The organism is Streptomyces sp. NPDC006529, assembly GCF_040611795.1.
Classification (GTDB): domain Bacteria; phylum Actinomycetota; class Actinomycetes; order Streptomycetales; family Streptomycetaceae; genus Streptomyces.
Genome location: NZ_JBEXPB010000002.1, coordinates 1 through 25307, shown reverse-complemented (window position 1 = coordinate 25307; position 25307 = coordinate 1). Strand labels below are relative to the sequence as shown.

The window sequence follows — 25307 nt, the reverse complement described above, 5'->3', positions numbered from 1 at the left end:
GAACCGCCCCGGCAGCACAGAGTGTGCCGCCGGGGCGGGATCGTGCAGACCAGCAGGCGCAGATTAACGCTTGCTGTACTGCGGGGCCTTGCGGGCCTTCTTGAGACCGGCCTTCTTGCGCTCGACCGCACGGTCGTCACGCGAGAGGAAACCGGCCTTCTTCAGCGTGGCGCGGTTGTTGTCCACGTCCGCCTCGTTCAGCGCACGGGCCACGCCGAGGCGCAGGGCGCCGGCCTGACCGGAGACGCCGCCACCCGAGATGCGGGCGATGACGTCGTAGCGGTTGTCGAGCTCGAGCACCTTGAAGGGCTCGTTGACTTCCTGCTGGTGCACCTTGTTGGGGAAGTAGTCCTCAAGGGTGCGACCGTTGATCTTCCACTTGCCGGTGCCCGGAACGATCCGGACACGGGCGATGGCGTTCTTGCGACGGCCCAGGCCGGCGGCCGGCTGCGGGTCGCCGAAACGGCCGGCGAGCGACTCGGAGGTGTAGTCACCCTCCGGAACGTCCGCAGACTCGGTGGTGTACTCCTCGACAGCGCCCTCGAACTCTTCGTCGATGACAGTCTCGGTGGTGGTCTCGGCCACGATGCTCCTCAGAATTTTCTACGTCTTAGGGGGTGTGGCCGGAACTACTGCGCGACCTGGGTGATCTCGAACGGCACCGGCTGCTGGGCAGCGTGGGGGTGCACATCGCCCGAGTAGACCTTCAGCTTCGAGAGCATCTGGCGGCCCAGGGTGTTCTTCGGGATCATGCCCTTGATGGCCTTCTCGACGGCCTTCTCCGGGTTGTTCTTGAGGAGGTCGTCGTAGCGGACCGAGCGGAGACCACCCGGGAAGCCAGAGTGGCGGTACGCCATCTTCTGGGTCGCCTTGTTGCCGGACAGGTGAACCTTGTCGGCGTTGATGATGATGACGAAGTCGCCCATGTCCATGTGGGGGGCGTAAGTCGGCTTGTGCTTGCCGCGGAGCAGGGTCGCGGCCTGGGTCGCCAGACGGCCGAGGACAATGTCCCGGGCGTCGATGACGTGCCAGACGCGCGAGATGTCGCCGGGCTTGGGGCTGTACGTACGCACGGTCGTAGCCTTCGCTTCTTCAGTGATGGGTATTCCCATATGGCGTGAGACCTTGGGAACGGGTCCTGACAAGGCCACCACGGACGATCACGACAGCCCTGGTCCACAACGGGGACGCAACCCGTGTGTACCGCTGGTCATCGGCCCGGTGGACCGGCGTAAGGGCCCTTTCACGTGAGAATGAACAAGCCAATACGCATAACGAACCAGCAGGATACCCGTGATGCCCCGGACGGGTCAAAACGCCGAGCGAGCGCCTGCGTCCGCAGGCTCGTCGGCGCGTGCGCGACCGGGCACGGCTCCTGCCGTTCGTACGTCATCCAGGTTAACCCGAGCCGGAGCCGTACACCGCCGCGTGAGGGCGACGGCGAGCACGCCCAGGGTGAAGAAGTCCTTGAACGCGCGCCGCTTGTGCTCCAGCTCGGAGGGCCACGGCACGCCCGCCACCTGCGGCCCCATCGCCAGCCAGAACCACGGCGACCGCGCCACCGAGTCCTCCCGCACCGCCGACGCCAGCAGCAGCGGCAGCACCACCAGCAGGTAGTGGTCGAAGGACGGACGCGAGACCAGGAATGCGGCGAGCATCACCATGCAGCCCGTCTCCGCCAGCCGCATCTGACCGGTGTCCCGCTCGTCGCTGCGGTGCCACCTGCGCCACGCCCCCCACAGCCCGGCCAGCGCCCCCGCGCCCGCCACCAGCACCGCGACCGGTTGCGGCACCCCCAGCCGCGGCAGCACCGCGATCGGCGAGGCGTCCCAGGGCAGCGCGTAAGCGTCCTGTCCCTGGAGCAGGAACGGCAGGGTCTTGGTGAAGAAGAGCGACGGGCTCGGCATCATCAGCGCCCCCGCGAGCGAGAGCCCCAGCGGGACCAGCACCGCGGCCGCGAGCCCCCGCCACTGCCGCGCCACCAGGAACAGCAGCCCCAGCGGCACCAGCATCGGCTTGCACGCGATGGCGAGCCCCACGACCAGCCCGGCCGCCCCCCACGACCGGCGGTGCGCGAGCAGCAGCGCGAGCGGCAGGGCGGCGGCCGAGATCGCCGTCCAGTTCCCGATCACCACGAGGTTGAGATACGGCTTGTAACCGATGGCGAACAGCGCGAAACCGCCCACCGCGAAGCGCGAGCGCATCGGCACCGAGAACAGCTTGAGCGCCCCCCACCAGCCCAGCGCCAGCAGCCCCGACATCACCAGCGGCAGCACCCAGCGCAGCACCGGCATCGGCAGCAGCGCCTCCGGCACCGCCATCAGCACCGCGCTGGGCAGGTACAGGAAGCGCTTGTCCTCGTACGGGGAACCGCCCGAGAGCAGGGTGTCCGCGGCCTTGACCACGAAGGCGTTGTCCGAGCCCCAGTTCTGCCGCAGGCCCACGGAGACCACGATCCCGAGCACCACGGCCAGGGAGACGGCCCGCCACGACCGGGGCGCGGGGCGCAGCAGCCAGTCGACGGCCCGGTTCCCGGAGTCCCGCTTGTCCCACTTCATGAGCCAGATGCTAGGCCGCAGGCCCACAACGCCTCCCCCTCGACTCGCACGGGGGTGGTCTCCCCCCTCAGCGCTTCCGGTCGACCCTACGTTCGTCCCACACGGGTTCCTGAGTCTCCCGTACAACACCGTCCGAACCGAAGACCAGATAACGGTCAAAAGTACGGGCGAACCAGCGGTCGTGCGTGACGCACAGCACAGTGCCGTCGTAGCTCTCCAGGCCGTCCTGCAAGGCCTCCGCCGACTCCAGGTCCAGGTTGTCCGTGGGCTCGTCCAGCAGCAGCGCGGTGGTGCCGGCCAGCTCCAGGAGCAGGATCTGGAAGCGCGCCTGCTGCCCGCCCGACAGCTTCTCGAAGGGCTGCTCGCCCTGCCGCTCCAGCTCGTAGCGGCGCAGGGCGCCCATCGCCTGGCCCAGGGGCTTCGCCGCCTCCGTCCACAGGATGTCGACGAGCGTGCGGCCGAACAGCTCCGGGTGGGCGTGGGTCTGCGCGAAGTGCCCGGGGACCACCCGCGCACCGAGCTTCCAGGTCCCGGTGTGCTTGACGTCCTCGCCGGCCAGCAGCCGCAGGAAGTGCGACTTGCCCGAGCCGTTCGAGCCCAGCACCGCCACCCGCTCGCCGTAGAAGACCTCCAGCGAGAACGGCTTCATCAGCCCGGTCAGCTCCAGGTTCTCGACCGTCACCGCCCGCACGCCGGTGCGCCCGCCCTTGAGCCGCATCGTGATCTCCTGCTCCCGCGGCGGCTCCGGCGGCGGCCCGGCCTCCTCGAACTTCTGGAAGCGGGTCTGCATCGCCCGGTAGCGCGAGGCCATGTCCGGGCTGCTCGCGGCCTGGTTGCGCAGCCGCAGCACCAGGGCCTTCAGGCGCGCGTGCTCCTCGTCCCAGCGGCGCTTGAGCTCCTCGAAGCGCGCGAAGCGCTCCTTGCGGGCCTGGTGGTAGGTGTCGAAGCCGGAGCCGTGCACCCAGACGTCGGAGCCCATCGGGCTCGCCTCCAGGCTGACGATCTTCTCCGCGGCCCGGGTCAGCAGCTCCCGGTCGTGCGACACGAACAGCACCGTCTTGCGGGTGGCCTTCAGCTGCTCCTCCAGCCACCGCTTGCCGGGCACGTCCAGGTAGTTGTCCGGCTCGTCGAGGAGCAGCACCTCGTCCGGCCCGCGCAGCAGCGCCTCCAGCACGAGCCGCTTCTGCTCACCGCCCGACAGCGTGCGCACCTCGCGGAACTGCGCGCTGTCGTACGGGATCGACAGCGCCGCCATCGTGCAGACGTCCCACAGCGTCTCCGCCTCGTAGCCCTGGACGTCGGCCCAGTCGCTCAGCGCCTGCGCGTACGCCATCTGCGCGGCCTCGTCGTCCACCGTCAGGATCAGGTGCTCGGCCCGGTCCACCGCCTTCGCCGCCTCCCGGATCCGCGGCTGGGCCACCGAGACCAGCAGGTCGCGGACGGTGGTCTCGTCCCGGACCGAGCCGACGAACTGCGACATCACCCCGAGGCCGCCGGTGACCACGACCCCGCCGCCGTGCGGCTGGAGCTCACCGGAGATCAGCTTCAACAGGGTGGTCTTGCCGGCGCCGTTCGCCCCGACCAGGGCGACCACGGAGCCCTCCCCCACCCGGAAGGAGACGTCGGGAAGCAGGACCCGCCCGTCGGGAAGGTAGTACTCCAGATGACTCGCTTCGAGATGTCCCATGCCGGGCATTGTCCCGGTCCGCCCGCGATCCGCCCAAACGGATTAGCCGCGGACCGGGCGCCTCAGCAGCAGCCCGCCCCCGGCAGCGTCCGCATGTTGCGCGCCTCCTTGCTGCGGGCGGCGAGCAGCTCGTCCGCCGGATAGCCGACCTCTTCGAGGGTCAGGCCGTGCGGACGGACGACGTGCACGGAGGAATCGCGCACCGCGGCCCCCAGCACCTTCCCGGGCCACTCCACCGGCCGGTGCCCGTCGCCGACGTGCAGCAGGGCGCCCACGAGCGAGCGCACCATGTTGTGGCAGAAGGCGTCGGCGCGCACGGTCGCGGTGACGATCCCCTCCGCGTCCCGCACCCAGCTGAGCTGCTGGAGCGTACGGATGGTGGTCGCGCCCTCGCGCTTCTTGCAGTACGCGGCGAAGTCGTGCTCGCCGAGCAGCGGCTGCGAGGCCTCGTTCATGGCGTCCACGTCCAGCGGCCAGGAGTGCCACAGCACGTGCCCGCGGCGCAGCGGGTCCACCCCGGCGGTGTGGTCGCCCACGCGGTAGGCGTACCGGCGCCAGATCGCCGAGAAGCGCGCGTTGAACCCGGCGGGGGCCTCGGCCACCTTCCAGACCCGGATGTCGTGCGGCAGGCGGCCCGCGAGGCGCCGCAGCAGCTTGTCGTGGTGCTCGGCCCACACCTCGTCGGCCACGTCGAACTGGGCGACCTGGCCGCGCGCGTGGACGCCCGCGTCCGTACGTCCGGCCACGGTCAGCTCGACCGGACCGGGCAGCCTCATGACGGTCGCCAGGGCCGACTCCAGCTCGCCCTGGACGGTCCGCAGCGTCCGCTGCTTCGCCCAGCCGGAGAAGTCCTTGCCGTCATAGCTCAGGTCCAGCCGCACCCGGACGTGTCCGGGCTCCACCTCGTCACTCACGTGACCGATCCTCTCAGCTGCGCTGTCGAACGAATGCGAAACGGGCCCGCCCCGGAAGGGGGCGGGCCCGTTCAGAGCCGATCAAAAAGACGTGATCCCGGAGGATCAGGCCTCCTTGGTCTCCTCGGCGGCGGGAGCCTCGGCAGCAGCCTCGGCGTCCTTCGCGGCACGCTTGGTGGCGGCCTCGGCCTCACCGGTGGCGGCCTGCGCCACGGTCAGGGCCTCGACGAGCTCGATGACCGCCATCGGGGCGTTGTCGCCACGACGGTTGCCGATCTTGGTGATGCGCGTGTAACCACCGGGGCGGTTCTCGTAGCGCGGGGCGATCTCGGTGAAGAGCGTGTGCACGATGCTCTTGTCCGTGATCGTCTGCAGCACCAGGCGACGGTTGTGGATGTCGCCCTTCTTGGCCTTGGTGACCAGACGCTCGGCGTAGGGACGCAGGCGGCGGGCCTTGGCCTCGGTGGTGGTGATGCGGCCGTGCTCGAAGAGCGACTTCGCGAGGTTCGCGAGGAGGTGCTTCTCGTGCGCGGCGCTGCCGCCCAGACGGGCACCCTTTGCGGGACGCGGCATGGTCTTACTCCTTCATATCTGCACCGGCCGTGTCAGGTACCGGTGTCAGTTCACCCGGGGCGGACGCCCCGGGAAAGTCCTAGTACTGCTCGGTCTCGACGAAACCGGCGTCCGCGTCGTCGTCGGCGCCGAAGGCGTCCGCGGCGGCGGTCGGGTCGAATCCGGGCGGGCTGTCCTTGAGGGCCAGGCCCATGCCGGCGAGCTTCGCCTTGACCTCGTCGATCGACTTCGCACCGAAGTTGCGGATGTCGAGCAGGTCCGCCTCGGAGCGGGCCACGAGCTCGCCCACCGAGTGGATGCCCTCGCGCTTGAGGCAGTTGTACGAGCGGACCGTGAGCTCCAGCTCCTCGATCGGCAGCGCCAGATCGGCGGCCAGGGCCGCGTCCGTCGGCGAGGGGCCCATGTCGATGCCCTCGGCGTCGATGTTGAGCTCGCGGGCCAGACCGAACAGCTCGACCAGGGTCTTGCCTGCGGACGCCATGGCGTCGCGCGGGCGCATGGCCTGCTTGGTCTCGACGTCGACGATGAGCTTGTCGAAGTCGGTGCGCTGCTCGACTCGGGTCGCCTCGACCTTGTAGGTGACCTTCAGCACGGGGCTGTAGATGGAGTCGATCGGGATGCGACCGATCTCCTGGCCGACCTGCTTGTTCTGGACGGCGGAGACGTAGCCGCGACCGCGCTCGACGGTCAGCTCCATCTCCAGCTTGCCCTTGCCGTTGAGCGTGGCGAGGACGAGGTCCGGGTTGTGCACCTCGACACCGGCCGGGGGCGCGATGTCGGCGGCGGTGACCAGACCGGGACCCTGCTTGCGCAGGTACATCACGACGGGCTCGTCGTGCTCCGAGGAGACGACCAGCTGCTTGATGTTGAGGATGAGGTCGGTGACGTCTTCCTTGACACCCGGCACGGTGGTGAACTCGTGCAGGACGCCGTCCACGCGAATGCTCGTGACGGCGGCACCCGGGATCGAGGACAGGAGCGTGCGGCGGAGCGAGTTGCCGAGGGTGTAACCGAAGCCCGGCTCGAGCGGCTCGATCACGAACCGCGAGCGGTACTCGTCGACGACCTCTTCGGTCAGCGACGGACGCTGAGCGATAAGCATGTGTGTGTTCCTTCAGTCGTGGACGCCCACTATTTGACGTCCTACGGGCACTGCGTACAGCAAGGGTACGGGCGGCACGTCCCCCGGAGGGGTCGTGCCGCCCGCAACCTCAAGAGCGCACGGTGTACGCGTTCACGTACACCCAGCGCGCAGCGTCAGACGCGGCGGCGCTTCGGCGGGCGGCAACCGTTGTGCGGGGTGGGGGTGACGTCCTGGATCGAGCCGACCTCGAGGCCGGTGGCCTGGAGGGAGCGGATCGCGGTCTCGCGGCCGGAGCCCGGACCCTTGACGAAGACGTCAACCTTGCGCATGCCGTGCTCCTGCGCGCGGCGGGCGGCCGACTCGGCGGCCATCTGCGCGGCGAAGGGGGTGGACTTGCGCGAGCCCTTGAAGCCGACGTGGCCGGCGGAGGCCCAGGAGATCACGTTGCCCGCGGGGTCCGTGATCGAGACGATGGTGTTGTTGAACGTGCTCTTGATGTGGGCGTGCCCATGAGCAACGTTCTTCTTTTCCTTGCGGCGCACCTTCTTGGCAGCGCCCTGACGACCCTTGGGGGGCATCTAAATCTCCTACGGGAGGTGGTCGGTCCTACAGCGAAGACCGCTGAGTAAGCGTCCGGCTGAGGACTACTTCTTGCCCGGCTTCTTCTTACCGGCGATCGCGCGACGCGGGCCCTTGCGGGTACGAGCGTTCGTGCTGGTGCGCTGACCGTGCACCGGGAGGCCGCGACGGTGGCGGATGCCCTGGTAGCACTGGATCTCGACCTTGCGGCGGATGTCCGCCTGGATCTCGCGGCGGAGGTCACCCTCGGTGCGGAGGTTGGCGTCCACGTACTCGCGGATCTTGACCAGGTCTTCCTCGGCCAGGTCACGAACGCGGGTGTCGGGGTTCACACCGGTGGCCGCAAGGATTTCCTTGGACCGGGTGCGACCGACACCGAAGACGTAGGTAAGTGCGATCTCCACGCGCTTTTCGCGCGGGATGTCAACACCGGAAACGCGTGCCATTCAATGGCTCCTGTGTGTTCGGGGGTCTTCAGCAGAACCGAACCCCGGCCGCCGACCACACCTGATGGGTGGTGGTACGTCCGGGTCCCCGGCCCCCGCCGGAGGTGCCGCCGGCCCTGGTCGGGGCTAGGCGGGTTCTGCGTATGTACGTATTACTTACGTCGCGCGAAGAACTGCGTAGTGCAGGTCGGTCGGCGTGCGTCAGCCCTGGCGCTGCTTGTGGCGCAGGTTGTCGCAGATGACCATGACCCGACCGTGACGGCGGATCACCTTGCACTTGTCGCAGATCTTCTTGACGCTCGGCTTGACCTTCATGTGGGTGAGGTTCTCCGGGTCAGTGCCACCACCCGCACCGGGACGGATGCCCAGGCAGGAGTGAGGACAAGATCTACTTGTATCGGTAGACGATCCGGCCACGCGTCAGGTCGTACGGAGACAGCTCCACGACGACCCGGTCATCAGGGAGGATGCGGATGTAGTGCATGCGCATCTTGCCGCTGATGTGCGCGAGGACTTTGTGACCGTTCTGGAGTTCCACCTTGAACATCGCGTTCGGGAGGGACTCGATCACGGTGCCCTCGATTTCGATGGCACCTTGCTTCTTGGCCACGCTTCGCCTTTCGAATCGGCTACCTTGATCGACCTCGTACCCATGCAGGCATGGAAGTGCACGAGAGCCGACGAGTCAGTCTACGACAGGGCACCCAGAAAGACGAATCCGGAAAGTTTGCCCCGAAGTCTAGATCATTAACCGAGGGGGTCCGGAGCCGTGGTGACCCCGTACTCCGCCAGCTTCGCCTTGCCGCAGTCCGGCGAGGTCAGGACGATGGGCCCGGCCTCGGTCAGTGCGATGGAGTGCTCCCAGTGGGAGGACCAGGTGCCGTCCGTCGTGATGACGGTCCAGTCGTCCGCCAGGACCTCCGTCTGGGCGGTGCCCAGGGAGACCATGGGCTCGATCGCCAGGCAGACGCCCGGGACGAGCTTGATGCCCTTGCCCCGCTTGCGCGAGACGTAGTTCAGCAGGTGGGGGTCCATGTGCATCTCGGACCCGATGCCGTGGCCGCCGTAGTCCTCGATGATCCCGAACTTGCCGAGGCTGTGCTCACCGGTGGTGGGGCGGGGCTGGCGCTTGATGTAGGTCTCGATCGCCTTGGAGATGTCCACGAGGCGGTTGCCGAGCTTCATGGCGGCGATGCCGGCCCACATGGACTCCTCGGTCACCCGGGAGAGCTCCACCAGCTCCGGAGCGTGTCCGGTGCCCACGAAGGCCGTGTAGGCGGCGTCGCCGTGCCAGCCGTCGATGATCGCGCCCGCGTCGATGGAGATGATGTCGCCGTCCTTGAGGACGGTCTTGTCATCGGGGATGCCGTGGACGACGACCTCGTTGACCGAGGTGCAGATGGTCGCGGGGAACCCGCCGTAGCCGAGGAAGTTCGACTTCGCTCCGGCGTCGGCGATCACCTTGCGCGCGACCATGTCCAGGTCCCGCGTCGTGGCGCCCGGCACGGCCGCCTCGCGGGTGGCGGCGTGAATGGCGGCGACGACCAGTCCGGCCTCCCGCATCTTCGCGATCTGCTCGGGCGTCTTCAGCTGCACCATGAACGTGCCTTCCACCTTCGGTTCGGGGTCATACAACAGTACGGCCGTGGTGCCCAGGGGACACCACGGCCAGTACGGCACAGAAGAACGCGTGACTACTTCTTCAGGGCGTCCATAGCGCGCTGCGTGACGTCCTCGACCTTACCGAGGGCGGAGATCGTCACGAGCAGGCCCTGGGCCTTGTAGAAGTCGATGATCGGCTCGGTCTGCGTGTGGTAGACCTCCAGGCGGTTGCGCACCGTGGCCTCGGAGTCGTCCTCGCGCAGGTACAGCTCACCACCGCACACGTCGCACACGCCCTCGACCGTCGGCGGCTTGTAGTCGACCTGGAAGATGTGCTTGCTGTCCAGTCGACAGGTCCGCCGGCCGGCGATCCGCTTCACGACCTCGTCCTCCTCGACCTCCAGGTCGAGGACGGCGTCGAGCTCGATGCCCTGGGCCCGGAGGATCTCGTCCAGCGCTTCGGCCTGCGAGACGTTGCGGGGGAAGCCGTCGAGCAGGAAGCCGTTCGCGGCGTCCGGCTGCTCCATGCGGTCCCGGGCCATGTCGATCGTGACCTGGTCGGGGACCAGTTCACCCTTCGACATGTAGGCCTGGGCGCGCTGCCCCAGCTCGGTCTTCTGGCTGATGTTCGCGCGGAACAGGTCGCCCGTGGAGATGTGCGGGATGGACAGGGTCTCGGCAAGCACGGTTGCCTGCGTTCCCTTGCCCGCACCAGGAGGTCCGACGAGGACGATACGCATCAGCGGAGGAACCCTTCGTAATTGCGCTGCTGGAGCTGGCTCTCGATCTGCTTCACGGTCTCCAGACCCACACCCACGATGATCAGGATGCTCGTCCCGCCGAACGGGAAGTTCTGGTTCGCGCCGAAGCCCGCCAACGCCATTGTCGGCACAAGAGCGATGAGTCCCAGGTACAGCGACCCCGGCCAGGTGATCCGGTTGAGCACGTAGCTCAGGTACTCGGCGGTGGGTCGGCCTGCCCGGATGCCCGGGATGAACCCACCATACTTCTTCATGTTGTCTGCAACTTCCTCGGGGTTGAACGAGATCGCCACGTAGAAGAACGCGAAGAACACGATCAGGAGGAAGTAGGCAGTGATGTAGTACGGGTGGTCGCCCTTGACGAAGTGCTGCTGGATCCAGGTGGCCCAGCCCGCCTTCGAGCCGCTGAACTGGACGATCAGGGCCGGGATGTAGAGCAGCGACGAGGCGAAGATGACCGGGATCACACCCGCCTGGTTCACCTTGAGCGGGATGTAGGTGGAGGTCCCGCCGTACGCGCGGCGCCCGATCATGCGCTTCGCGTACTGCACCGGGATCCGGCGCTGGGCCTGTTCGACGAAGACCACGAGGGCCACCATCGCGAGACCCACCAGGATGACCACGCCGAACTCGACCCAGCCACCGGCGATCTTGCCCTGGAGCTTGATGGTCCACAGGGCGCTGACGAAGCCCGCGGCGATCGAGATGAACATGAGGATCGACATGCCGTTGCCGATGCCGCGGTCGGTCACGAGCTCACCGAGCCACATGACGACACAGGTGCCGGCGGTCATGGTGATCACCATGGTGATCATGGTGAAGATCGAGCGGTCCGGGACGATCTTGCTGGCGACCTGGCAGCCCTGGAACAGGGCGCCGCTCTTGGCGGTGGCGACGAGGCCGGTGCCTTGGAGGATCGCGAGCGCGACCGTCAGATAGCGCGTGTACTGAGTGATCTTCGCCGTGCCGGACTGACCCTCTTTTTTGAGGTTCTCCAGCTTCGGGATGACCACGGTCAGCAGCTGCAGGATGATGCTCGCCGTGATGTAGGGCATGATGCCGAGCGCGAAGATCGTCACGTGCAGCAGCGCACCGCCACTGAACATGTTGACAAGCCCGAACAGGCTGTTGCTGCTGCCCATCGAGTTGACGCAGATCTGTACGTTCTTGTAGCTCACGCCGGGGACCGGGATGTGGGACCCGAGCCGGAACAGCACGATGATGCCGAGCGTGAAGAGCAGCTTCTTGCGCAGGTCGGGCGTCTTGAACGCCCGGGCGAACGCGGTGAGCACGGTGCCTCCTGCGACCCCCGCGCTACTGCGTCAGAGGTGACGGTCTGAGGGATCGACGAATACGACAAAGCAAAGGTGCAGGCCACCATACCGGCGAGAAGGCCCGCCTAGGAACGACCAACCGGGGATGCCCCATATGTGAGGCATCCCCGGTCGGGTTTCTAGCTATAAATCACTGGGTTCGTCTTAGACGAGCTCGGTGACGGTGCCGCCAGCGGCGGCAATCTTCTCCTTGGCGGAGCCGGAGACGGCGTCAACCGAAACCTGCAGCGCCACGGAGATCTCGCCGGATCCGAGGACCTTGACGAGGCTGTTCTTGCGCACCGCGCCCTTGGCGACCAGGTCGGCCACCGTGACCTCTCCACCCTCGGGGTAGAGAGCGCCGAGCTTGTCCAGGTTCACGACCTGGAACTCGGTGCGGAAGGGGTTCTTGAAGCCCTTGAGCTTCGGCAGACGCATGTGGAGGGGCATCTGCCCGCCCTCGAAGCGCTGCGGGATCTGGTAACGGGCCTTCTGGCCCTTCGTACCACGACCGGCCGTCTTACCCTTCGACGCCTCACCACGACCGACACGGGTCTTCGCGGTCTTGGCACCGGGGGCGGGACGGAGGTTGTGGGCCTTCAGCGGGCTGTTCTCAGCCATGTTAGTCAACCTCCTCAACCGTCACGAGGTGGCGGACGGTCTGCACCATTCCGCGGAACTCGGGGCGGTCCTCCTTGACGACCACGTCGTTCAGGCGCTTGAGCCCGAGCGAACGCAGAGTGTCGCGGTGGTTCTGCTTGCTGCCGATGTACGACTTGGTCTGCGTGATCTTGAGACGGGCCATTACGCACCCGCTCCCGCAGCACGCGCACGAAGGAGCGCCGCCGGGGCGACGTCCTCGAGCGGCAGACCGCGGCGAGCCGCGATCTCCTCGGGACGCTGGAGGCCCTTGAGGGCCGCCACGGTCGCGTGCACGATGTTGATCGCGTTGGACGAGCCAAGCGACTTCGACAGGATGTCGTGAACGCCGGCGCACTCCAGAACGGCGCGCACCGGACCACCGGCGATAACACCGGTACCGGGCGAAGCCGGCTTCAGGAGCACGACGCCCGCGGCACGCTCACCCGTGATCGGGTGAGGAATCGTGCCCTGGATGCGCGGAACCTTGAAGAAGGACTTCTTGGCTTCCTCGACACCCTTGGCGATGGCCGCGGGAACTTCCTTGGCCTTGCCGTAACCGACACCTACAGTGCCGTCACCGTCGCCCACCACGACCAGCGCGGTGAAGCTGAAGCGGCGACCACCCTTGACAACCTTGGCGACGCGGTTGATCGCGACAACGCGCTCAACGTAAGCGGTCTTCTCGGCGGCAGGGCCACCGTCGCGACCCTTCCGGTCCCGCCGCTCGCCGCCACCGGCACCGCTTCCGCGGCGCTGGGGTCCAGCCATTGGATTACCTCTCTCTGTTACGTCCGTTAGTCCCGGAACCGGGGCTTAGAACTTCAGCCCGGCTTCGCGGGCGGCGTCAGCCAGAGCGGCAATGCGCCCGGCGTATCGGTTGCCACCGCGGTCGAACACGACGGTCTCGACACCCGCAGCCTTGGCACGCTCGGCGACGAGCGCGCCGACAGCCTGGGCCTGAGCGCTCTTGTCGCCTTCGCCACCGCGGATCGAAGCGTCCAGGGTCGACGCGGACGCCAGGGTGTGACCCTGGAGGTCGTCGATGACCTGAGCAACGATGTTGCGGTTGGAACGCGTCACGACGAGGCGCGGACGCTCCGCCGTACCCGAGACGTTCTTGCGGATGCGGATGTGGCGGCGAGCCTTGGCAGCGCGCTTGTACGCGTCGCCCTTGGCGATCTTCACACCGTATGCCATGGCTACTTACCAGCCTTTCCGACCTTGCGGCGGATGACTTCGCCGGCGTACTTGACACCCTTGGCCTTGTACGGGTCGGGCTTCCGCAGCTTGCGGATGTTGGCGGCGACCTCGCCGACCTTCTGCTTGTCGATGCCCTCGACCGTGAACTTGGTGGGCGACTCGACCTTGAAGGAGATGCCCTCGGGCGCCTCGATCAGGATCGGGTGGCTGTAACCAAGCTGGAACTCCAGGTTGGAGCCCTTCGCGGCGACGCGGTAACCGACACCGCTGATCTCGAGCGCCTTGACGTAACCCGTGGTCACGCCGGTGATCATGTTCGCCACCAGCGTGCGGGACAGGCCGTGCAGGGCCTTGTTCTGACGCTCGTCGTTGGGGCGCGTGACGGTGAGGACACCGTCCTCGCCCTTAACGACACCGATGGGCGACGCGACGGTGTGCGCGAGGGAACCCTTGGGGCCCTTCACGGAGACCGTGCTGCCATCGATGGTGACGTCCACACCGGCGGGAACCTGGATGGGGAGCTTGCCGATTCGCGACATTGCTTTTCCTCCGTTCCCGACTACCAGACGTAGGCGAGGACTTCCCCACCTACGCCCTTCTTGCCTGCCTGCTGGCCGGTGAGGAGACCGTGGGACGTGGAGATGATCGCCACGCCCAGGCCGCCGAGCACCTTGGGCAGGTTGGTGGACTTCGCGTACACGCGCAGACCGGGCTTCGAGATCCGCTTGATGCCCGCAATGGAGCGCTCACGGTTCGGCCCGAACTTCAGCTCGAGGACGAGGTTCTTGCCGACCTCGGCGTCCTCGACCTTCCAGCCGGTGATGAAACCCTCTTGCTTGAGGATCTCCGCGATGTGCGACTTGATCTTGCTGTGCGGCATCACCACGGTGTCGTGGTACGCCGAGTTAGCGTTACGCAGACGAGTCAGCATGTCTGCGATCGGGTCAGTCATGGTCATGAATCGGCCTTCGGCCTCTCTCGCCGGGGTTTCCTGTATGCGCCATCCCTCTCCCCACTCAGTGGCGGGACGGGTGCGGTGCGGGGACCTACGGCGTAGTAAGTCGTTATGGACGGCAGGCGCCCAACCCCACAAGCCTACGGCATGCGGAGCGGGGCACCCACCGGCCAGGTGCTTACCGAGAGTCTCTGGTGATTCCCAAGTCCCTAGGGACGAGAGGGAATTACCAGGAGCTCTTGGTCACGCCCGGCAGCTCGCCACGGTGAGCCATCTCACGAAGGCACACGCGGCACAGGCCGAACTTGCGGTACACGGAGTGGGGACGACCGCAGCGCTGGCAGCGGGTGTACGCACGCACACCGAACTTGGGCTTGCGGGCAGCCTTCGCGATGAGAGCCTTCTTCGCCATCTCGCTTACGCCTCCTTGAAGGGGAAGCCGAGGTGACGAAGGAGGGCGCGGCCCTCGTCGTCGTTGGTCGCCGTGGTGACCACGGTGATGTCCATACCCCGGGTACGGTCGATCTTGTCCTGGTCGATCTCGTGGAACATGACCTGCTCCGTGAGACCGAAGGTGTAGTTGCCACGGCCGTCGAACTGCTTCGGCGACAGACCACGGAAGTCACGGATACGCGGCAGCGCGAGCGACAGCGTACGGTCCAGGAACTCCCACATGCGGTCACCACGGAGGGTGACGTGGCAGCCGATCGGCTGACCCTCACGCAGCTTGAACTGCGCGATGGACTTGCGGGCCTTCGTGACGGCCGGCTTCTGACCGGTGATCGTCGTCAGGTCGCGGATGGCGCCGTCGATCAGCTTGGAGTCGCGGGCGGCGTCGCCCACACCCATGTTGACCACGATCTTCACGAGGCCGGGAATCTGCATGACGTTCTCGTAGGAGAACTCTTCACGCAGCTTGCCCGCGATGTCCTCACGGTACTTCGTCTTGAGACGCGGAGTGGTAGCCATCAGATGTCCTCACCCGTCCGCTTGGCAACGCGGATCTTGTTGCCCTCGTCGTCGAAGCGGTAGCCGACGCGGGTGACGACCTTCTGGCCGTCCTTCTCCACAACCAGCTGAACGTTGCTGACGTGGATCGGCGCCTCGGTGATCACGATGCCACCGGTCTGCGAACCACCAGCGGTCTGACCGGCCTTGGTGTGCTTCTTGACCCGGTTGACACCCTCGACCAGGACGCGGTTCTCAGTAGGGATGGCCACAATGACCTTGCCCTGCTTGCCCTTGTCCTTACCGGTGATGACCTGAACCAGGTCGCCCTTCTTGATCTTCATGCTTACAGCACCTCCGGCGCGAGCGAGATGATCTTCATGAACTTCTTCTCGCGCAGCTCACGACCCACGGGGCCGAAGATACGGGTGCCACGAGGGTCGCCGTCGTTCTTGAGAATGACAGCGGCGTTCTCGTCGAAGCGGATGTACGAGCCGTCCTGGCGGCGGCGCTCCTTGACGGTGCGAACGATGACGGCCTTGACGACGTCACCCTTCTTCACGTTGCCGCCGGGGATCGCGTCCTTGACGGTGGCGACGATGACGTCACCGATGCCCGCGTAGCGGCGACCCGAACCACCGAGAACACGGATGCAAAGGATTTCCTTGGCACCAGTGTTGTCGGCGACACGCAGTCGCGACTCCTGCTGGATCACGTCTATCTCCTGTTTGTCTGCCGGTTCCCGGCAGGGGCTTCGCGGCGCTCTCGCGAGCGGTGGAAGCCCCTGCCGAGCCTGGCGGAACTGACCTGGGGGAAACCCCCCCAGGCAATTTCCTTACTTGGCCTTCTCGAGGATCTCGACGATGCGCCAGCGCTTGCTCGCCGACAGCGGACGCGTCTCCATGATGAGGACGCGGTCGCCGACGCCGGCAGCGTTCTGCTCGTCGTGCGCCTTGAGCTTGTTCGTACGGCGGATGACCTTGCCGTACAGGGCGTGCTTCACGCGGTCCTCGACGGCGACGACGACGGTCTTGTCCATCTTGTCGCTGACGACGAGGCCCTCACGGGTCTTGCGGAAGCCGCGGTCCTGGGTCTCAGTCACATTCTTCTCGCTCATCAGGCGCTCTCCACCGTCTCGATGCCGAGCTCGCGCTCGTGCATCAGGGTGTAGATCCGGGCGATGTCCTTGCGGACGGAACGGAGCCGGCCGTTGTTCTCGAGCTGACCCGTGGCCGCCTGGAAGCGCAGCTTGAACAGCTCTTCCTTGGCCTCGCGCAGCTTGCCAACGAGCTCCTCGTTGCCGAGCTCACGCAGCTCGGACGCCTTGGTTCCCGTCGCCATCACGACTCACCTGCCTCGCGCCGAACAATCCGGCACTTCATCGGAAGCTTGTGAGCAGCGCGGGTGAGCGCCTCACGAGCAATCTTCTCGTTCGGGTAGGACAGCTCGAACATGACCCGGCCCGGGTGCACGTTCGCGATCCACCACTCGGGAGAACCCTTACCGGAACCCATGCGGGTCTCGGCAGGCTTCTTCGTCAGGGGACGGTCCGGGTAGATGTTGATCCAGACCTTGCCGCCACGCTTGATGTGGCGGGTCATCGCGATACGAGCCGCCTCGATCTGGCGGTTCGTCACGTAGGCGGGGGTAAGCGCCTGGATGCCGTACTCGCCGAACGAGACCTCAGTACCGCCCTTGGCCATACCGCGGCGCTTGGGGTGGTGCTGCTTGCGGTGCTTGACCCTACGAGGGATCAGCATGTCGGTCAGGCCTCCGTTCCGGTGCTCTCAGCCGGAGCGGCGGCAGCAGCCTCGGCCTTGGGGGCCTCGGCGCCGACAGCCTGCTGCGGCTTGCGGCCGCCACGGCCGCCACGCTCGCCACCACGACCACCACGGCCACCGGCCGGACGGTCGTTCGCGCCACCACGGGCCGGGCGGTTACCCGCACGGGCCGCAGCGTTCTCGGCGCGAACCTCGGCGATGTTCTTGACGTCGCCCTTGTAGATCCAGACCTTCACGCCGATACGGCCGAAGGTGGTCTTGGCCTCGAAGAAGCCGTAGTCCACGTTCGCGCGCAGCGTGTGCAGCGGCACACGACCCTCGCGGTAGAACTCGGACCGGCTCATCTCGGCGCCGCCGAGACGGCCACCACACTGGATCTTGATGCCCTTGGCGCCGGCCTTCATCGTGCCCTGCATGCTCTTACGCATGGCGCGACGGAAGGAGACGCGGGAGGACAGCTGCTCCGCAACGGCCTGCGCGACCAGCTGAGCGTCCATCTCGGGGTTCTTGACCTCGAGGATGTTCAGCTGGACCTGCTTGCCCGTGAGCTTTTCGAGGTCGCCGCGAATGCGGTCGGCCTCGGCGCCACGGCGGCCGATGACGATGCCGGGACGCGCGGTGTGGATGTCCACACGCACGCGGTCACGGGTGCGCTCGATCTCAACCTTCGAGATGCCGGCGCGCTCCATGCCGGACGTCATCATCCGACGGATGGCGACGTCTTCCTTGACGTAGTCCTTGTACAGCTTGTCGGCGTACCAACGCGACTTGAAGTCGGTGGTAATGCCGAGCCGGAACCCGTGCGGGTTTACCTTCTGGCCCATTACCGGGTTCCTTCCTTGCTGCTGACGACCACGGTGATGTGGCTGGTCCGCTTGCGGATCCGGTAGGCACGGCCCTGAGCACGCGGACGGAACCGCTTCAGGGTCGGGCCCTCGTCCACGTACGCCTCGCTGATGACCAGCGAAGAGGCGTCCGTGTGGTCGTAATTGTGAGCCGCGTTGGCAATGGCGCTGTCCAGCACCTTGCCAACGGGCACGCTCGCGGCCTGCGGGGCGAAACGCAGGACCGCCTGAGCCTCCGTGGCATCCATGCCACGGATAAGGTCCACCACTCGGCGGGCCTTCATGGGCGTGACGCGGATGTACCGCGCCTGGGCCCTGGCTTCCATGGTTGTCCCTTCGGTGTAAGTCATAGTCGTTACCACCCCGCCTTTAGCGGCGCTTCGACTTCCGGTCGTCCTTGACGTGGCCGCGGAAGGTGCGAGTCGGCGAGAACTCGCCGAGCTTGTGGCCGACCATCGACTCGGTGACGAACACCGGGACGTGGATCTTGCCGTTGTGCACCGCGATGGTGTGACCCAGCATGGCCGGGATGATCATCGAGCGACGGGACCAGGTCTTGATGACGTTCTTGGTACCGGCTTCGTTCTGTACGTCCACCTTCTTGATGAGGTGTCCGTCGACGAAGGGTCCCTTCTTGAGACTGCGCGGCATCTAAACCCGCTCCTAGCGCTTCTTGTTCGTCTTGCGGCGGCGGACGATGTACTTGCTCGAAGCCTTCTTCGGCGAGCGAGTACGACCCTCCTTCTGACCCCACGGGGAGACCGGGTGGCGACCACCGGAGGTCTTACCCTCACCACCACCGTGCGGGTGGTCAACCGGGTTCATCGCGACACCGCGGACGGAGGGGCGAACGCCCTTCCAGCGCATACGGCCGGCCTTGCCCCAGTTGATGTTCGACTGCTCGGCGTTGCCGACCTCGCCGACCGTGGCGCGGCAGCGGACGTCGACCAGGCGGACCTCGCCGGACGGCATGCGCAGGTGGGCGTACTGGCCCTCCTTCGCCAGGAGCTGCACGGACGAACCGGCAGAACGGGCGAACTTGGCGCCACCACCGGGACGGAGCTCGATCGCGTGGATCGTGGTACCGACCGGGATGTTGCGGAGCGGGAGGTTGTTGCCCGGCTTGATGTCGGCGCCGGGGCCGTTCTCAATCCGGTCACCCTGGCTCAGCTTGGCCGGGGCGATGATGTAGCGCTTCTCGCCGTCTGCGTAGTGCAGGAGCGCGATGCGCGCGGTGCGGTTCGGGTCGTACTCGATGTGAGCGACCTTGGCCGGCACGCCGTCCTTGTCGTGACGACGGAAGTCGATCACGCGGTAGGCGCGCTTGTGGCCGCCGCCCTGGTGGCGAACAGTGATCCGACCGGTGTTGTTACGGCCGCCCTTGCTGTGCAGCGGGCGAACCAGCGACTTCTCCGGCGTGGACCGCGTGATCTCGACAAAGTCGGCGACGCTGGAGCCACGACGGCCCGGGGTCGTCGGCTTGTACTTGCGGATACCCATTTCTCAGTCCTCGTCCGATTCCGGACGACTAGACCTCCGTTAGGAGGCCTGGCCGCCGAAGATGTCGATTCGGTCGCCCTCAGCGAGGGTCACGATGGCGCGCTTGGTGTCAGCGCGCTTGCCGAAACCGGTCTTGGTGCGCTTGCGCTTACCCTGACGGTTGATCGTGTTGACCCCGGTGACCTTGACCGAGAAGACCGCTTCCACAGCCTGCTTGATCTGGGTCTTGTTCGAGCCCGGCGCGACGATGAACGTGTACTTGTTCTCGTCGAGCAGCGCGTAGCTCTTCTCCGAGACAACCGGCTTGATCAGCAGGTCGCGCGGGTCAGTGAAGGTCTTGCTGGTAACGGTCGCGTCAGACATTACGCGTCGCTCCCTTCGGTCTCGTCGGCCTTGGGGCCAGACACGAAGGACTCGAAAGCGGCCTGAGTGAAGACCACGTCGTCAGAGACGATCACGTCGTACGTGTTCAGCTGGCCCGGCTCCAGGATGTGCACCTGGGGCAGGTTGCGGGCGGACAGCCACGCGGCCTCGTCGGCGCGGTCGACGACCAGGAGCAGGTTCTTGCGCTCCGAGATCTTGCCGAACAGCGTCTTGGCGGCCTTCGTGGAGGCGGCACCCTCGACCACACCGGTGACGATGTGGATGCGGGAGTGGCGCGCGCGGTCCGACAGGGCACCACGGAGAGCGGCGACCTTCATCTTCTTCGGGGTCCGCTGCGAGTAGTCACGCGGCTGCGGGCCGTGGACGACGCCACCGCCGGCGAACTGCGGAGCGCGGGTCGAACCCTGACGGGCGCGGCCGGTGCCCTTCTGGCGGTACGGCTTGCGGCCACCACCACGGACTTCGCCACGGCGCTTGGTCTTGTGCGTGCCCTGACGGGCAGCGGCCAGCTGAGCGACAACGACCTGGTGGATCAGCGGAACGCTGGTCTTGGCGTCGAAGATCTCCGCGGGGAGATCGACGGTACCGGCCTTGTCGCCTGCCGGCGAAAGGATGTCAATGGTGCTCATTACCTCAAGCCCCCTTGGCCGCGGTACGGACCAGGACGAGGCCGCCGTTCGGACCGGGGACCGCACCCTTGATGAGGAGCAGACCCTTCTCCGCGTCAACCGCGTGGATGGTCAGGTTCTGGGTGGTGACGCGCTCGTTACCCATACGACCGGCCATGCGCATGCCCTTGAAGACACGCCCAGGGGTGGCGCAGCCACCGATCGAACCGGGGGAGCGGTGCTTGCGCTGCACACCGTGACCGGCGCCGAGGCCCCGGAAGTTGTGCCGCTTCATGACACCGGCGAAGCCCTTGCCCTTGCTGTTGCCCGTGACGTCGACCTTGACGCCGGACTCGAACACCTCAGCAGTGATCTCCTGGCCGAGCGTGTACTCGCTGGCGTCGGAGGTGCGGAGCTCCACCAGGTGGCGGCGGGGGGTCACGTCGGCCTTGGCGAAGTGGCCCTTGAGGGGCTTGTTCACCTTGCGCGGGTCGATCTCGCCGAAGGCGATCTGGACCGACTCGTAGCCGTCGATGTCGTTCGTACGGACCTGGGTAACGACGCAGGGTCCGGCCTTGACCACGGTCACCGGGACGACACGGTTGTTCTCGTCCCAGACCTGGGTCATGCCGAGCTTCTCGCCCAGGACGCCCTTGATCTGCTTTGCCATCTTCTCCGTGCCTCTCAGAGCTTGATCTCGATGTCAACGCCGGCCGGAAGGTCCAGGCGCATCAGCGAGTCAACGGTCTTGGGCGTCGGGTCGAGGATGTCGATCAGGCGCTTGTGCGTGCGCATCTCGAAGTGCTCGCGCGAGTCCTTGTACTTGTGCGGCGACTTGATGACGCAGTACACGTTCTTCTCAGTGGGCAGCGGCACCGGGCCCGCGACCGACGCACCAGTGCGCGTCACCGTCTCGACGATCTTCTTCGCCGAGGAATCGATGACCTCGTGGTCGTAGGCCTTGAGCCGGATGCGGATCTTCTGTCCCGCCATGGCTACTCCGTAGTCCTGTCTGTTGTGGAAACGCTCTGGCTCCCGGCTGGCTGCGGATTTCTCCACCGCCTCTCCTCCGACCCCCGCGGTCGGGCGTGTCGCACTCCCTCCAAAGAAATTTCCGAGGAAATTCCCTGCCAAGGGGGTGCGGTCCCAGGACCGCGCATCGGGGGAGAAACACCCACCGAGTGCCTGGCCGGCGCCGTGCTGACACTTCCCAGAAGATTCCCGTACGTCCGCCCCAGTGCTGCCCCGAGGGGCAGGTAAAGGCGACGAGTACTGTGGGACTCGCTTCCGGTCCTCCCGGCGGGAGGCGCGCAGCATCGGTACTCAGCCGAGCAACTTGAGTAGTCTGCCATACGAGGCACGTATGGCGCCAATCGGGCCGAAGAGAATACCCCGCCACGCTGAGTGGTCAAACTGCACCACGCGGCCACCCGCGGCGGGGCCCTCCCCGGCAGCCCCGGTCAGGTGCGCGACACCGTCCCGCAGTCCTGCGGCAGCTCTTCCTGGGGCTTGCTCCGGTCGTACGGGTCGGTGACCGGCCCGGACGGGCCCGGCCCCGCGCTCGGCTCGCTGTCGAACCGCGGATGCAGGTATCCGGTCCCGCCCCGGGAACAGTCGTCGTTGCCCGCGCTCTCCGCCCAGTCGACGACGTGCAGCTTGCCTTGAGTGGCCTCCCAGACCTTCGGGTCGAGATACGCCGTGGTCAGCGTGCGCCGCACCACCGTCCGCGCCACCTCGTCGGAGCCGCCCTTCGCCCGGACCACGGGGTAGACGAAGGTGTAGTCGGCGCGCACCCGCACCTCGCCGTCCTTGCCGCCCTCGACGGTCATCCGGCCCCGCGTCTTCACCACCCCGCCGTGGAAGCGCACCTCCGCCGGGTCGAAGCGGCTGAAGAGGAACAGCGGGTCGGCCTCCTCGGAGGGCTTCTCCAGCGCCCGTTCCATGAGGCCCCGGACCTCGTCCTGGCGCGGGTCCAGGAGGTCGAGCGCGGCCTGCGGCCGCCCTCCGCCCAGGACCGCGGGGTCCAGGTTCGAGGCGACCAGCAGGTCCCGGGTACGGGTCAGCAGGGCCGCGACCTGCTCCCGGGACACACTGCCCACGGCCGCGGCGGGCGGAAGCTCGATGCCCGCCGCGCCGTCGGCCCACTGGAGCGCCGGGGAGCCGCGGAAGGGCTCCTTCAGGGTCGGCCGGTCCGGGTCCGCCGACGCCGGGGGCGCGCTCGGGCGAGCGGTCTCCGCGGCCAGCGGGGCGGCGTTCCGGGCGGTGTCGCGCGCCCGCGTCTCGCCGGTCAGCTTGTCGATCAGCAGCTCCGGCCGTACGACGACCAGCGCCAGCCCGGCGACGAGCGCGACGCCCAGGGCGGCCTTGAACCGCCGCTTGCCCCGGCCCCGGCCGCCCTCCATGTCCTGCCAGGCCGGCCCGGTCCGCCAGCCGGGCGGATCGCCCGCCCCGGGCCCGGACCGCGAGCCGGACCGCGACCCGAACCGCCCGCGGCCGCCGGCCGCGGCCCGCTGCTCGTCCTCGCGCCGCAGCCGCTCCGTCACCATCCGCGCCCGCGCCGACGGCTCCTTGGGCCCCTCCCCCGCGCCCCGCCCGGCCTCCCGAACGAACCGCGCCCACTCCTCGTCGGAGACCTCCGGTCCACCGCCGCCCTCGTTCTTCGTCATGCTTCCCCACCCCTGAAACGTTCGCGATGCGCGAGCGTCTCACAGCCCCTGAACAGGGCCGGAGGCGGGTCGGGCGGATGACGTCGGGCGCGGGTACAGCCGGATCGCGGGTATCCGCGATGCGGTGGGCTTAGACGTATAAGGCCCAAGTACCCGGGAAGCGAAAGGACCCCGCCAAGCCCCTCCAGCCTCCCGGCGCGGGGAGGCCCGGGGCGGGGGCCGGGGCGTAGCTCACATGGGTGAACTAGGCCAATTGGGCTGGTATCCAAGGGGGTTCGCTGGCATATGCTCGCCGCGACAACTCCAGACATACGTCGGCCCCCGGCGGGACTGCAATCCCGGACGGGGGCCTGACCAGCGAGAAGAAAAGGCTTCCCGGTGGGTATTCAGCAGCTTAGCGCGCCCTCGCGCGCCGCGTCCCGGCATCCCGATGCCGTTCCCCGGTACGGGGTCGTCCACGTGAACGTCCGCCATCAGAAGCGGTTCACGATCGTCGGCAACCACCTGGCCCAGCACACCGAGATGTCCCTGGTCGCGATGGGTCTCGCGCTCCACATCCAGTCCCTGCCGGCCGGCCACCGCATCGGCATCAAGGACCTCGCGGAGCGGTTCCCCGAGAGCGAGTACCGGATCGCCGAGGCGCTGCGGGAGCTGGAGAAGTACGGCTACCTGATGCGCACCCGGGTGCGGCTGGACAACGGGCAGGTCGTCACCCGGACCGTTTCCTACAACCGGCCCCGGTTCCTCGGCGAGGAACCTCCGGAGGCCGGGGAGGACGACGCGGGCGCGGACGCAGGGGGCGGGGCGCCGCCGGGCGAGCGGTCCGGCGGCGCCCCTGTACGGGCCGCGGGCGCGCACGTCGCGGCGGTGGAGCCGCTGCCCCGGCCCGCGGAGGAGGTCGTCTCGGTTGTGCGGCCGCTGCCCCGGCCCGCGGAGGAGGGCAGCCCCGCCCGCAGGGAGGCCGCTGCCCGGATCCTGGTCGCTCTGCGCGCGGTGGACCCGCGGCTGCTGCTCGGGACGCGGGACATCGAGCGGTTCGTGCCCGCCACCGAGGCCTGGCTGGAGCGCGGGGCCGCGCCCGACGCGGTGATCGCCGCGCTCAGCGGCGATCTGCCCCCGCATCCGCGGAACCCGGCGGGGCTGGTCGCGTACCGGCTCGCCGTGCGGATCCCGCCCGAGCGGGTACCGGCGGCCGCCGGCCCCTTCCCCGTACGACCGCCCGGACCGGAGCCGCTGCGCAACTGCGACCACTGCGACCGCGCCTACCGGGGCCCCGAACCGGGCTGCTGCGACGGGTGCCGGAGTAGCGGGGCCGCCTGAGGGTCAGCTCCTGCGTACGCCTTCCGCAAGTTCGGCCGCCAGGGCGCGGACCGCGTCGAGGCCGGCCGGGAGGTCGGGGGCGTCCAGGAGGAGCTTGACGAAGGCCGAGCCGACGATCACCCCGTCCGCGAAGACGGCGACCTCCTTGGCCTGCGCCGCGTTGGAGACGCCCAGACCGACACAGACCGGCAGACCGGTGGTCTTACGGGTCCGGGCCACCAGGTCCTGCGCCTGCGCGCCCACCGAGACCCGGGTACCGGTCACCCCCATCAGCGACGCCGCGTACACGAAGCCGGAACCCGCCGCGGTGATCGTCGCCAGCCGCGCGTCCTTGCTCGACGGCGCGACCACGAACACCGTCGCCAGCCCGTGCTTGTCCGCGTGCTCGCGCCACAGCGCGGACTCCTGCACCGGCAGGTCCGGCAGGATGCACCCCGCCCCGCCCGCCGCCGCCAGCTCCGCCGCGAACCGCTCCACCCCGTACCGGTCGACCGGATTCCAGTACGTCATCACCAGCACCGGAGCACCCGTCGCCTCGTGCGCCTCACGCACCGTCCGCAGGACGTCCGCGATCTTCACCCCACCGCGCAGCGCGATGTCATCGGCCGTCTGGATCACCGGACCGTCCAGCACCGGGTCACTGTGCGGCAGACCGACCTCCACCACGTCCGCGCCGCCCGCAATGACCGCCTTGACGGCCTCGATCCCGCCGTCCACCGTCGGGAAACCCGCCGGCAGATAGGCGACCAGCGCCGCGCGGTCCTCCGCCTTCGCCTTCGCCAGGGTCTCGCTCAGCAGCCGGATGTTGCCCTGTCCCGCCGTCGTGCTCGTCACTTGCTCTGCCCCTCGGTGCCGTCGTAGAGGCCGAAGTAGCGGGCCGCCGTGTCCATGTCCTTGTCGCCCCGCCCCGACAGATTGACGATGATCAACCCGTCCCGGCC

At 67.6% G+C, this 25307-nt stretch carries 38 protein-coding genes; 1 reads left to right on the top strand and 37 read right to left on the bottom strand.

Annotated features, from left to right (window positions below):
- Positions 1-63: 63 nt before the first annotated feature.
- From rpsI to ABZY31_RS01875, 36 genes are all read right to left on the bottom strand, one after another.
- Entirely contained in the window at positions 64-585 is a 522-nt protein-coding gene (gene rpsI / locus ABZY31_RS02050; RefSeq protein ID WP_356403755.1) for a 30S ribosomal protein S9, read from the bottom strand.
- A gap of 44 nt (positions 586-629) precedes the next feature.
- Complete coding sequence (gene rplM, locus ABZY31_RS02045) at positions 630-1073, bottom strand: 50S ribosomal protein L13 (protein WP_330332042.1); 444 nt, start codon at positions 1071-1073, stop codon at positions 630-632.
- Between the two features lie 237 nt (positions 1074-1310).
- Complete coding sequence (locus ABZY31_RS02040) at positions 1311-2558, bottom strand: glycosyltransferase family 87 protein (RefSeq protein WP_356403752.1); 1248 nt, start codon at positions 2556-2558, stop codon at positions 1311-1313.
- A 67-nt stretch (positions 2559-2625) separates the two neighbouring features.
- Positions 2626-4254 carry an ATP-binding cassette domain-containing protein gene (locus ABZY31_RS02035; RefSeq protein WP_356403749.1) on the bottom strand — a complete coding sequence of 543 codons (1629 nt, stop codon included), beginning with the start codon at positions 4252-4254 and terminating at the stop codon, positions 2626-2628.
- A gap of 53 nt (positions 4255-4307) precedes the next feature.
- The gene (gene truA / locus ABZY31_RS02030) at positions 4308-5159 is read right to left on the bottom strand and encodes a tRNA pseudouridine(38-40) synthase TruA (RefSeq protein ID WP_356403746.1); all 852 of its coding nucleotides are present in this window, start codon (positions 5157-5159) and stop codon (positions 4308-4310) included.
- 105 nt (positions 5160-5264) lie between these two features.
- Complete coding sequence (gene rplQ / locus ABZY31_RS02025; RefSeq protein WP_356403743.1) at positions 5265-5732, bottom strand: 50S ribosomal protein L17; 468 nt, start codon at positions 5730-5732, stop codon at positions 5265-5267.
- 79 nt (positions 5733-5811) lie between these two features.
- Complete coding sequence (locus ABZY31_RS02020) at positions 5812-6834, bottom strand: DNA-directed RNA polymerase subunit alpha (RefSeq protein WP_283521070.1); 1023 nt, start codon at positions 6832-6834, stop codon at positions 5812-5814.
- A 155-nt stretch (positions 6835-6989) separates the two neighbouring features.
- A complete protein-coding gene (gene rpsK / locus ABZY31_RS02015; RefSeq protein WP_006376016.1) occupies positions 6990-7394 on the bottom strand; it encodes a 30S ribosomal protein S11 in 405 nt (134 codons plus the stop codon).
- A gap of 66 nt (positions 7395-7460) precedes the next feature.
- Entirely contained in the window at positions 7461-7841 is a 381-nt protein-coding gene (gene rpsM, locus ABZY31_RS02010; protein ID WP_008739674.1) for a 30S ribosomal protein S13, read from the bottom strand.
- 201 nt (positions 7842-8042) lie between these two features.
- A complete protein-coding gene (rpmJ, locus tag ABZY31_RS02005; protein WP_003956441.1) occupies positions 8043-8156 on the bottom strand; it encodes a 50S ribosomal protein L36 in 114 nt (37 codons plus the stop codon).
- A gap of 73 nt (positions 8157-8229) precedes the next feature.
- Complete coding sequence (gene infA / locus ABZY31_RS02000) at positions 8230-8451, bottom strand: translation initiation factor IF-1 (protein WP_003956442.1); 222 nt, start codon at positions 8449-8451, stop codon at positions 8230-8232.
- A 137-nt stretch (positions 8452-8588) separates the two neighbouring features.
- Positions 8589-9440, bottom strand: coding sequence for a type I methionyl aminopeptidase (map, locus tag ABZY31_RS01995; RefSeq protein WP_330332037.1), 852 nt, complete (start codon positions 9438-9440; stop codon positions 8589-8591).
- 95 nt (positions 9441-9535) lie between these two features.
- Positions 9536-10183, bottom strand: coding sequence for an adenylate kinase (locus ABZY31_RS01990; RefSeq protein WP_356403740.1), 648 nt, complete (start codon positions 10181-10183; stop codon positions 9536-9538).
- Positions 10183-11496 carry a preprotein translocase subunit SecY gene (secY, locus tag ABZY31_RS01985; protein WP_356403737.1) on the bottom strand — a complete coding sequence of 438 codons (1314 nt, stop codon included), beginning with the start codon at positions 11494-11496 and terminating at the stop codon, positions 10183-10185. Before secY ends, ABZY31_RS01990 begins: the two co-directional genes overlap by 1 nt.
- A gap of 186 nt (positions 11497-11682) precedes the next feature.
- Complete coding sequence (gene rplO, locus ABZY31_RS01980; RefSeq protein WP_356403734.1) at positions 11683-12138, bottom strand: 50S ribosomal protein L15; 456 nt, start codon at positions 12136-12138, stop codon at positions 11683-11685.
- A gap of 1 nt (position 12139) precedes the next feature.
- Complete coding sequence (gene rpmD / locus ABZY31_RS01975) at positions 12140-12322, bottom strand: 50S ribosomal protein L30 (protein ID WP_053682614.1); 183 nt, start codon at positions 12320-12322, stop codon at positions 12140-12142.
- Positions 12322-12927 carry a 30S ribosomal protein S5 gene (rpsE, locus tag ABZY31_RS01970; protein WP_214946843.1) on the bottom strand — a complete coding sequence of 202 codons (606 nt, stop codon included), beginning with the start codon at positions 12925-12927 and terminating at the stop codon, positions 12322-12324. The genes rpmD and rpsE overlap by 1 nt, the downstream gene beginning before the upstream one ends.
- Before the next feature lie 45 nt (positions 12928-12972).
- Entirely contained in the window at positions 12973-13356 is a 384-nt protein-coding gene (gene rplR / locus ABZY31_RS01965; RefSeq protein WP_030026334.1) for a 50S ribosomal protein L18, read from the bottom strand.
- 2 nt (positions 13357-13358) lie between these two features.
- The gene (gene rplF, locus ABZY31_RS01960) at positions 13359-13898 is read right to left on the bottom strand and encodes a 50S ribosomal protein L6 (RefSeq protein ID WP_330332033.1); all 540 of its coding nucleotides are present in this window, start codon (positions 13896-13898) and stop codon (positions 13359-13361) included.
- A 20-nt stretch (positions 13899-13918) separates the two neighbouring features.
- Entirely contained in the window at positions 13919-14317 is a 399-nt protein-coding gene (rpsH, locus tag ABZY31_RS01955) for a 30S ribosomal protein S8 (protein WP_007265911.1), read from the bottom strand.
- A 223-nt stretch (positions 14318-14540) separates the two neighbouring features.
- On the bottom strand, positions 14541-14726 hold the full coding sequence (locus ABZY31_RS01950) for a type Z 30S ribosomal protein S14 (protein ID WP_003956452.1): 186 nt from the start codon (positions 14724-14726) through the stop codon (positions 14541-14543).
- A gap of 5 nt (positions 14727-14731) precedes the next feature.
- Complete coding sequence (gene rplE / locus ABZY31_RS01945) at positions 14732-15283, bottom strand: 50S ribosomal protein L5 (protein ID WP_030298216.1); 552 nt, start codon at positions 15281-15283, stop codon at positions 14732-14734.
- Positions 15283-15606 carry a 50S ribosomal protein L24 gene (gene rplX, locus ABZY31_RS01940; protein ID WP_330332032.1) on the bottom strand — a complete coding sequence of 108 codons (324 nt, stop codon included), beginning with the start codon at positions 15604-15606 and terminating at the stop codon, positions 15283-15285. Before rplX ends, rplE begins: the two co-directional genes overlap by 1 nt.
- Before the next feature lie 2 nt (positions 15607-15608).
- Positions 15609-15977 (bottom strand): 50S ribosomal protein L14, encoded by a 369-nt coding sequence (gene rplN / locus ABZY31_RS01935; RefSeq protein WP_003956455.1) that lies wholly within the window; start codon positions 15975-15977, stop codon positions 15609-15611.
- Between the two features lie 120 nt (positions 15978-16097).
- Positions 16098-16379 (bottom strand): 30S ribosomal protein S17, encoded by a 282-nt coding sequence (gene rpsQ / locus ABZY31_RS01930; protein WP_053682619.1) that lies wholly within the window; start codon positions 16377-16379, stop codon positions 16098-16100.
- Positions 16379-16603: a 50S ribosomal protein L29 gene (gene rpmC / locus ABZY31_RS01925; RefSeq protein WP_073912892.1), complete on the bottom strand. Its 225-nt coding sequence runs from the start codon at positions 16601-16603 to the stop codon at positions 16379-16381. Before rpmC ends, rpsQ begins: the two co-directional genes overlap by 1 nt.
- The gene (gene rplP, locus ABZY31_RS01920) at positions 16603-17022 is read right to left on the bottom strand and encodes a 50S ribosomal protein L16 (RefSeq protein WP_030026326.1); all 420 of its coding nucleotides are present in this window, start codon (positions 17020-17022) and stop codon (positions 16603-16605) included. The genes rpmC and rplP overlap by 1 nt, the downstream gene beginning before the upstream one ends.
- A gap of 5 nt (positions 17023-17027) precedes the next feature.
- The gene (gene rpsC / locus ABZY31_RS01915) at positions 17028-17867 is read right to left on the bottom strand and encodes a 30S ribosomal protein S3 (RefSeq protein ID WP_354383002.1); all 840 of its coding nucleotides are present in this window, start codon (positions 17865-17867) and stop codon (positions 17028-17030) included.
- Positions 17867-18214, bottom strand: coding sequence for a 50S ribosomal protein L22 (rplV, locus tag ABZY31_RS01910; RefSeq protein ID WP_004571827.1), 348 nt, complete (start codon positions 18212-18214; stop codon positions 17867-17869). Before rplV ends, rpsC begins: the two co-directional genes overlap by 1 nt.
- 43 nt (positions 18215-18257) lie before the next feature.
- Positions 18258-18539 carry a 30S ribosomal protein S19 gene (gene rpsS, locus ABZY31_RS01905; RefSeq protein WP_023539342.1) on the bottom strand — a complete coding sequence of 94 codons (282 nt, stop codon included), beginning with the start codon at positions 18537-18539 and terminating at the stop codon, positions 18258-18260.
- A 12-nt stretch (positions 18540-18551) separates the two neighbouring features.
- Positions 18552-19388, bottom strand: a complete 837-nt coding sequence (rplB, locus tag ABZY31_RS01900; protein ID WP_330332030.1) for a 50S ribosomal protein L2 — start codon at positions 19386-19388, stop codon at positions 18552-18554.
- A gap of 39 nt (positions 19389-19427) precedes the next feature.
- Positions 19428-19751, bottom strand: a complete 324-nt coding sequence (gene rplW / locus ABZY31_RS01895; protein WP_215023440.1) for a 50S ribosomal protein L23 — start codon at positions 19749-19751, stop codon at positions 19428-19430.
- Positions 19751-20401, bottom strand: coding sequence for a 50S ribosomal protein L4 (gene rplD / locus ABZY31_RS01890; protein WP_351047607.1), 651 nt, complete (start codon positions 20399-20401; stop codon positions 19751-19753). The genes rplW and rplD overlap by 1 nt, the downstream gene beginning before the upstream one ends.
- A gap of 4 nt (positions 20402-20405) precedes the next feature.
- On the bottom strand, positions 20406-21050 hold the full coding sequence (gene rplC / locus ABZY31_RS01885) for a 50S ribosomal protein L3 (RefSeq protein WP_007265899.1): 645 nt from the start codon (positions 21048-21050) through the stop codon (positions 20406-20408).
- 14 nt (positions 21051-21064) lie between these two features.
- The gene (rpsJ, locus tag ABZY31_RS01880) at positions 21065-21373 is read right to left on the bottom strand and encodes a 30S ribosomal protein S10 (RefSeq protein ID WP_003948644.1); all 309 of its coding nucleotides are present in this window, start codon (positions 21371-21373) and stop codon (positions 21065-21067) included.
- A gap of 467 nt (positions 21374-21840) precedes the next feature.
- Positions 21841-23046: a hypothetical protein gene (locus ABZY31_RS01875; RefSeq protein WP_356403731.1), complete on the bottom strand. Its 1206-nt coding sequence runs from the start codon at positions 23044-23046 to the stop codon at positions 21841-21843.
- 459 nt (positions 23047-23505) lie between these two features.
- Between ABZY31_RS01875 and ABZY31_RS01870 the strand changes: the two genes are divergently transcribed.
- Positions 23506-24366 carry a helix-turn-helix domain-containing protein gene (locus tag ABZY31_RS01870; protein WP_356403728.1) on the top strand — a complete coding sequence of 287 codons (861 nt, stop codon included), beginning with the start codon at positions 23506-23508 and terminating at the stop codon, positions 24364-24366.
- A gap of 3 nt (positions 24367-24369) precedes the next feature.
- Here the strand turns inward: ABZY31_RS01870 and trpA are convergent, their stop codons facing one another.
- Positions 24370-25200, bottom strand: coding sequence for a tryptophan synthase subunit alpha (gene trpA, locus ABZY31_RS01865; protein WP_356403725.1), 831 nt, complete (start codon positions 25198-25200; stop codon positions 24370-24372).
- Positions 25201-25307 lie beyond the last annotated feature (107 nt).

Coding starts and splice junctions, on each gene's coding strand:
- rpmC (WP_073912892.1), bottom strand. CDS start 16,603: ATGGCGACGGGAACCAAGGCGTCCGAGCTGCGTGAGCTCGGCAACGAG.
- ABZY31_RS01875 (WP_356403731.1), bottom strand. CDS start 23,046: ATGACGAAGAACGAGGGCGGCGGTGGACCGGAGGTCTCCGACGAGGAG.
- rpmJ (WP_003956441.1), bottom strand. CDS start 8,156: ATGAAGGTCAAGCCGAGCGTCAAGAAGATCTGCGACAAGTGCAAGGTG.
- ABZY31_RS02020 (WP_283521070.1), bottom strand. CDS start 6,834: ATGCTTATCGCTCAGCGTCCGTCGCTGACCGAAGAGGTCGTCGACGAG.
- rpsQ (WP_053682619.1), bottom strand. CDS start 16,379: ATGAGCGAGAAGAATGTGACTGAGACCCAGGACCGCGGCTTCCGCAAG.
- rplB (WP_330332030.1), bottom strand. CDS start 19,388: ATGGGTATCCGCAAGTACAAGCCGACGACCCCGGGCCGTCGTGGCTCC.
- rplO (WP_356403734.1), bottom strand. CDS start 12,138: ATGGCTGAGAACAGCCCGCTGAAGGCCCACAACCTCCGTCCCGCCCCC.
- rplR (WP_030026334.1), bottom strand. CDS start 13,356: ATGGCATACGGTGTGAAGATCGCCAAGGGCGACGCGTACAAGCGCGCT.
- rplQ (WP_356403743.1), bottom strand. CDS start 5,732: ATGCCGCGTCCCGCAAAGGGTGCCCGTCTGGGCGGCAGCGCCGCGCAC.
- rpsH (WP_007265911.1), bottom strand. CDS start 14,317: ATGACCATGACTGACCCGATCGCAGACATGCTGACTCGTCTGCGTAAC.
- rpmD (WP_053682614.1), bottom strand. CDS start 12,322: ATGGCCCGTCTCAAGATCACGCAGACCAAGTCGTACATCGGCAGCAAG.
- rplC (WP_007265899.1), bottom strand. CDS start 21,050: ATGGCAAAGCAGATCAAGGGCGTCCTGGGCGAGAAGCTCGGCATGACC.
- rplD (WP_351047607.1), bottom strand. CDS start 20,401: ATGAGCACCATTGACATCCTTTCGCCGGCAGGCGACAAGGCCGGTACC.
- rpsE (WP_214946843.1), bottom strand. CDS start 12,927: ATGGCTGGACCCCAGCGCCGCGGAAGCGGTGCCGGTGGCGGCGAGCGG.
- map (WP_330332037.1), bottom strand. CDS start 9,440: ATGGTGCAGCTGAAGACGCCCGAGCAGATCGCGAAGATGCGGGAGGCC.
- rplV (WP_004571827.1), bottom strand. CDS start 18,214: ATGGAAGCCAGGGCCCAGGCGCGGTACATCCGCGTCACGCCCATGAAG.
- ABZY31_RS02040 (WP_356403752.1), bottom strand. CDS start 2,558: ATGAAGTGGGACAAGCGGGACTCCGGGAACCGGGCCGTCGACTGGCTG.
- rplX (WP_330332032.1), bottom strand. CDS start 15,606: ATGAAGATCAAGAAGGGCGACCTGGTTCAGGTCATCACCGGTAAGGAC.
- rpsM (WP_008739674.1), bottom strand. CDS start 7,841: ATGGCACGCGTTTCCGGTGTTGACATCCCGCGCGAAAAGCGCGTGGAG.
- rplW (WP_215023440.1), bottom strand. CDS start 19,751: ATGTCTGACGCGACCGTTACCAGCAAGACCTTCACTGACCCGCGCGAC.
- rpsK (WP_006376016.1), bottom strand. CDS start 7,394: ATGCCCCCCAAGGGTCGTCAGGGCGCTGCCAAGAAGGTGCGCCGCAAG.
- ABZY31_RS01990 (WP_356403740.1), bottom strand. CDS start 10,183: ATGCGTATCGTCCTCGTCGGACCTCCTGGTGCGGGCAAGGGAACGCAG.
- rplF (WP_330332033.1), bottom strand. CDS start 13,898: ATGTCGCGAATCGGCAAGCTCCCCATCCAGGTTCCCGCCGGTGTGGAC.
- rplP (WP_030026326.1), bottom strand. CDS start 17,022: ATGCTGATCCCTCGTAGGGTCAAGCACCGCAAGCAGCACCACCCCAAG.
- rpsJ (WP_003948644.1), bottom strand. CDS start 21,373: ATGGCGGGACAGAAGATCCGCATCCGGCTCAAGGCCTACGACCACGAG.
- rpsC (WP_354383002.1), bottom strand. CDS start 17,867: ATGGGCCAGAAGGTAAACCCGCACGGGTTCCGGCTCGGCATTACCACC.
- rplE (WP_030298216.1), bottom strand. CDS start 15,283: ATGGCTACCACTCCGCGTCTCAAGACGAAGTACCGTGAGGACATCGCG.
- ABZY31_RS02035 (WP_356403749.1), bottom strand. CDS start 4,254: ATGCCCGGCATGGGACATCTCGAAGCGAGTCATCTGGAGTACTACCTT.
- ABZY31_RS01950 (WP_003956452.1), bottom strand. CDS start 14,726: ATGGCGAAGAAGGCTCTCATCGCGAAGGCTGCCCGCAAGCCCAAGTTC.
- rpsS (WP_023539342.1), bottom strand. CDS start 18,539: ATGCCGCGCAGTCTCAAGAAGGGACCCTTCGTCGACGGACACCTCATC.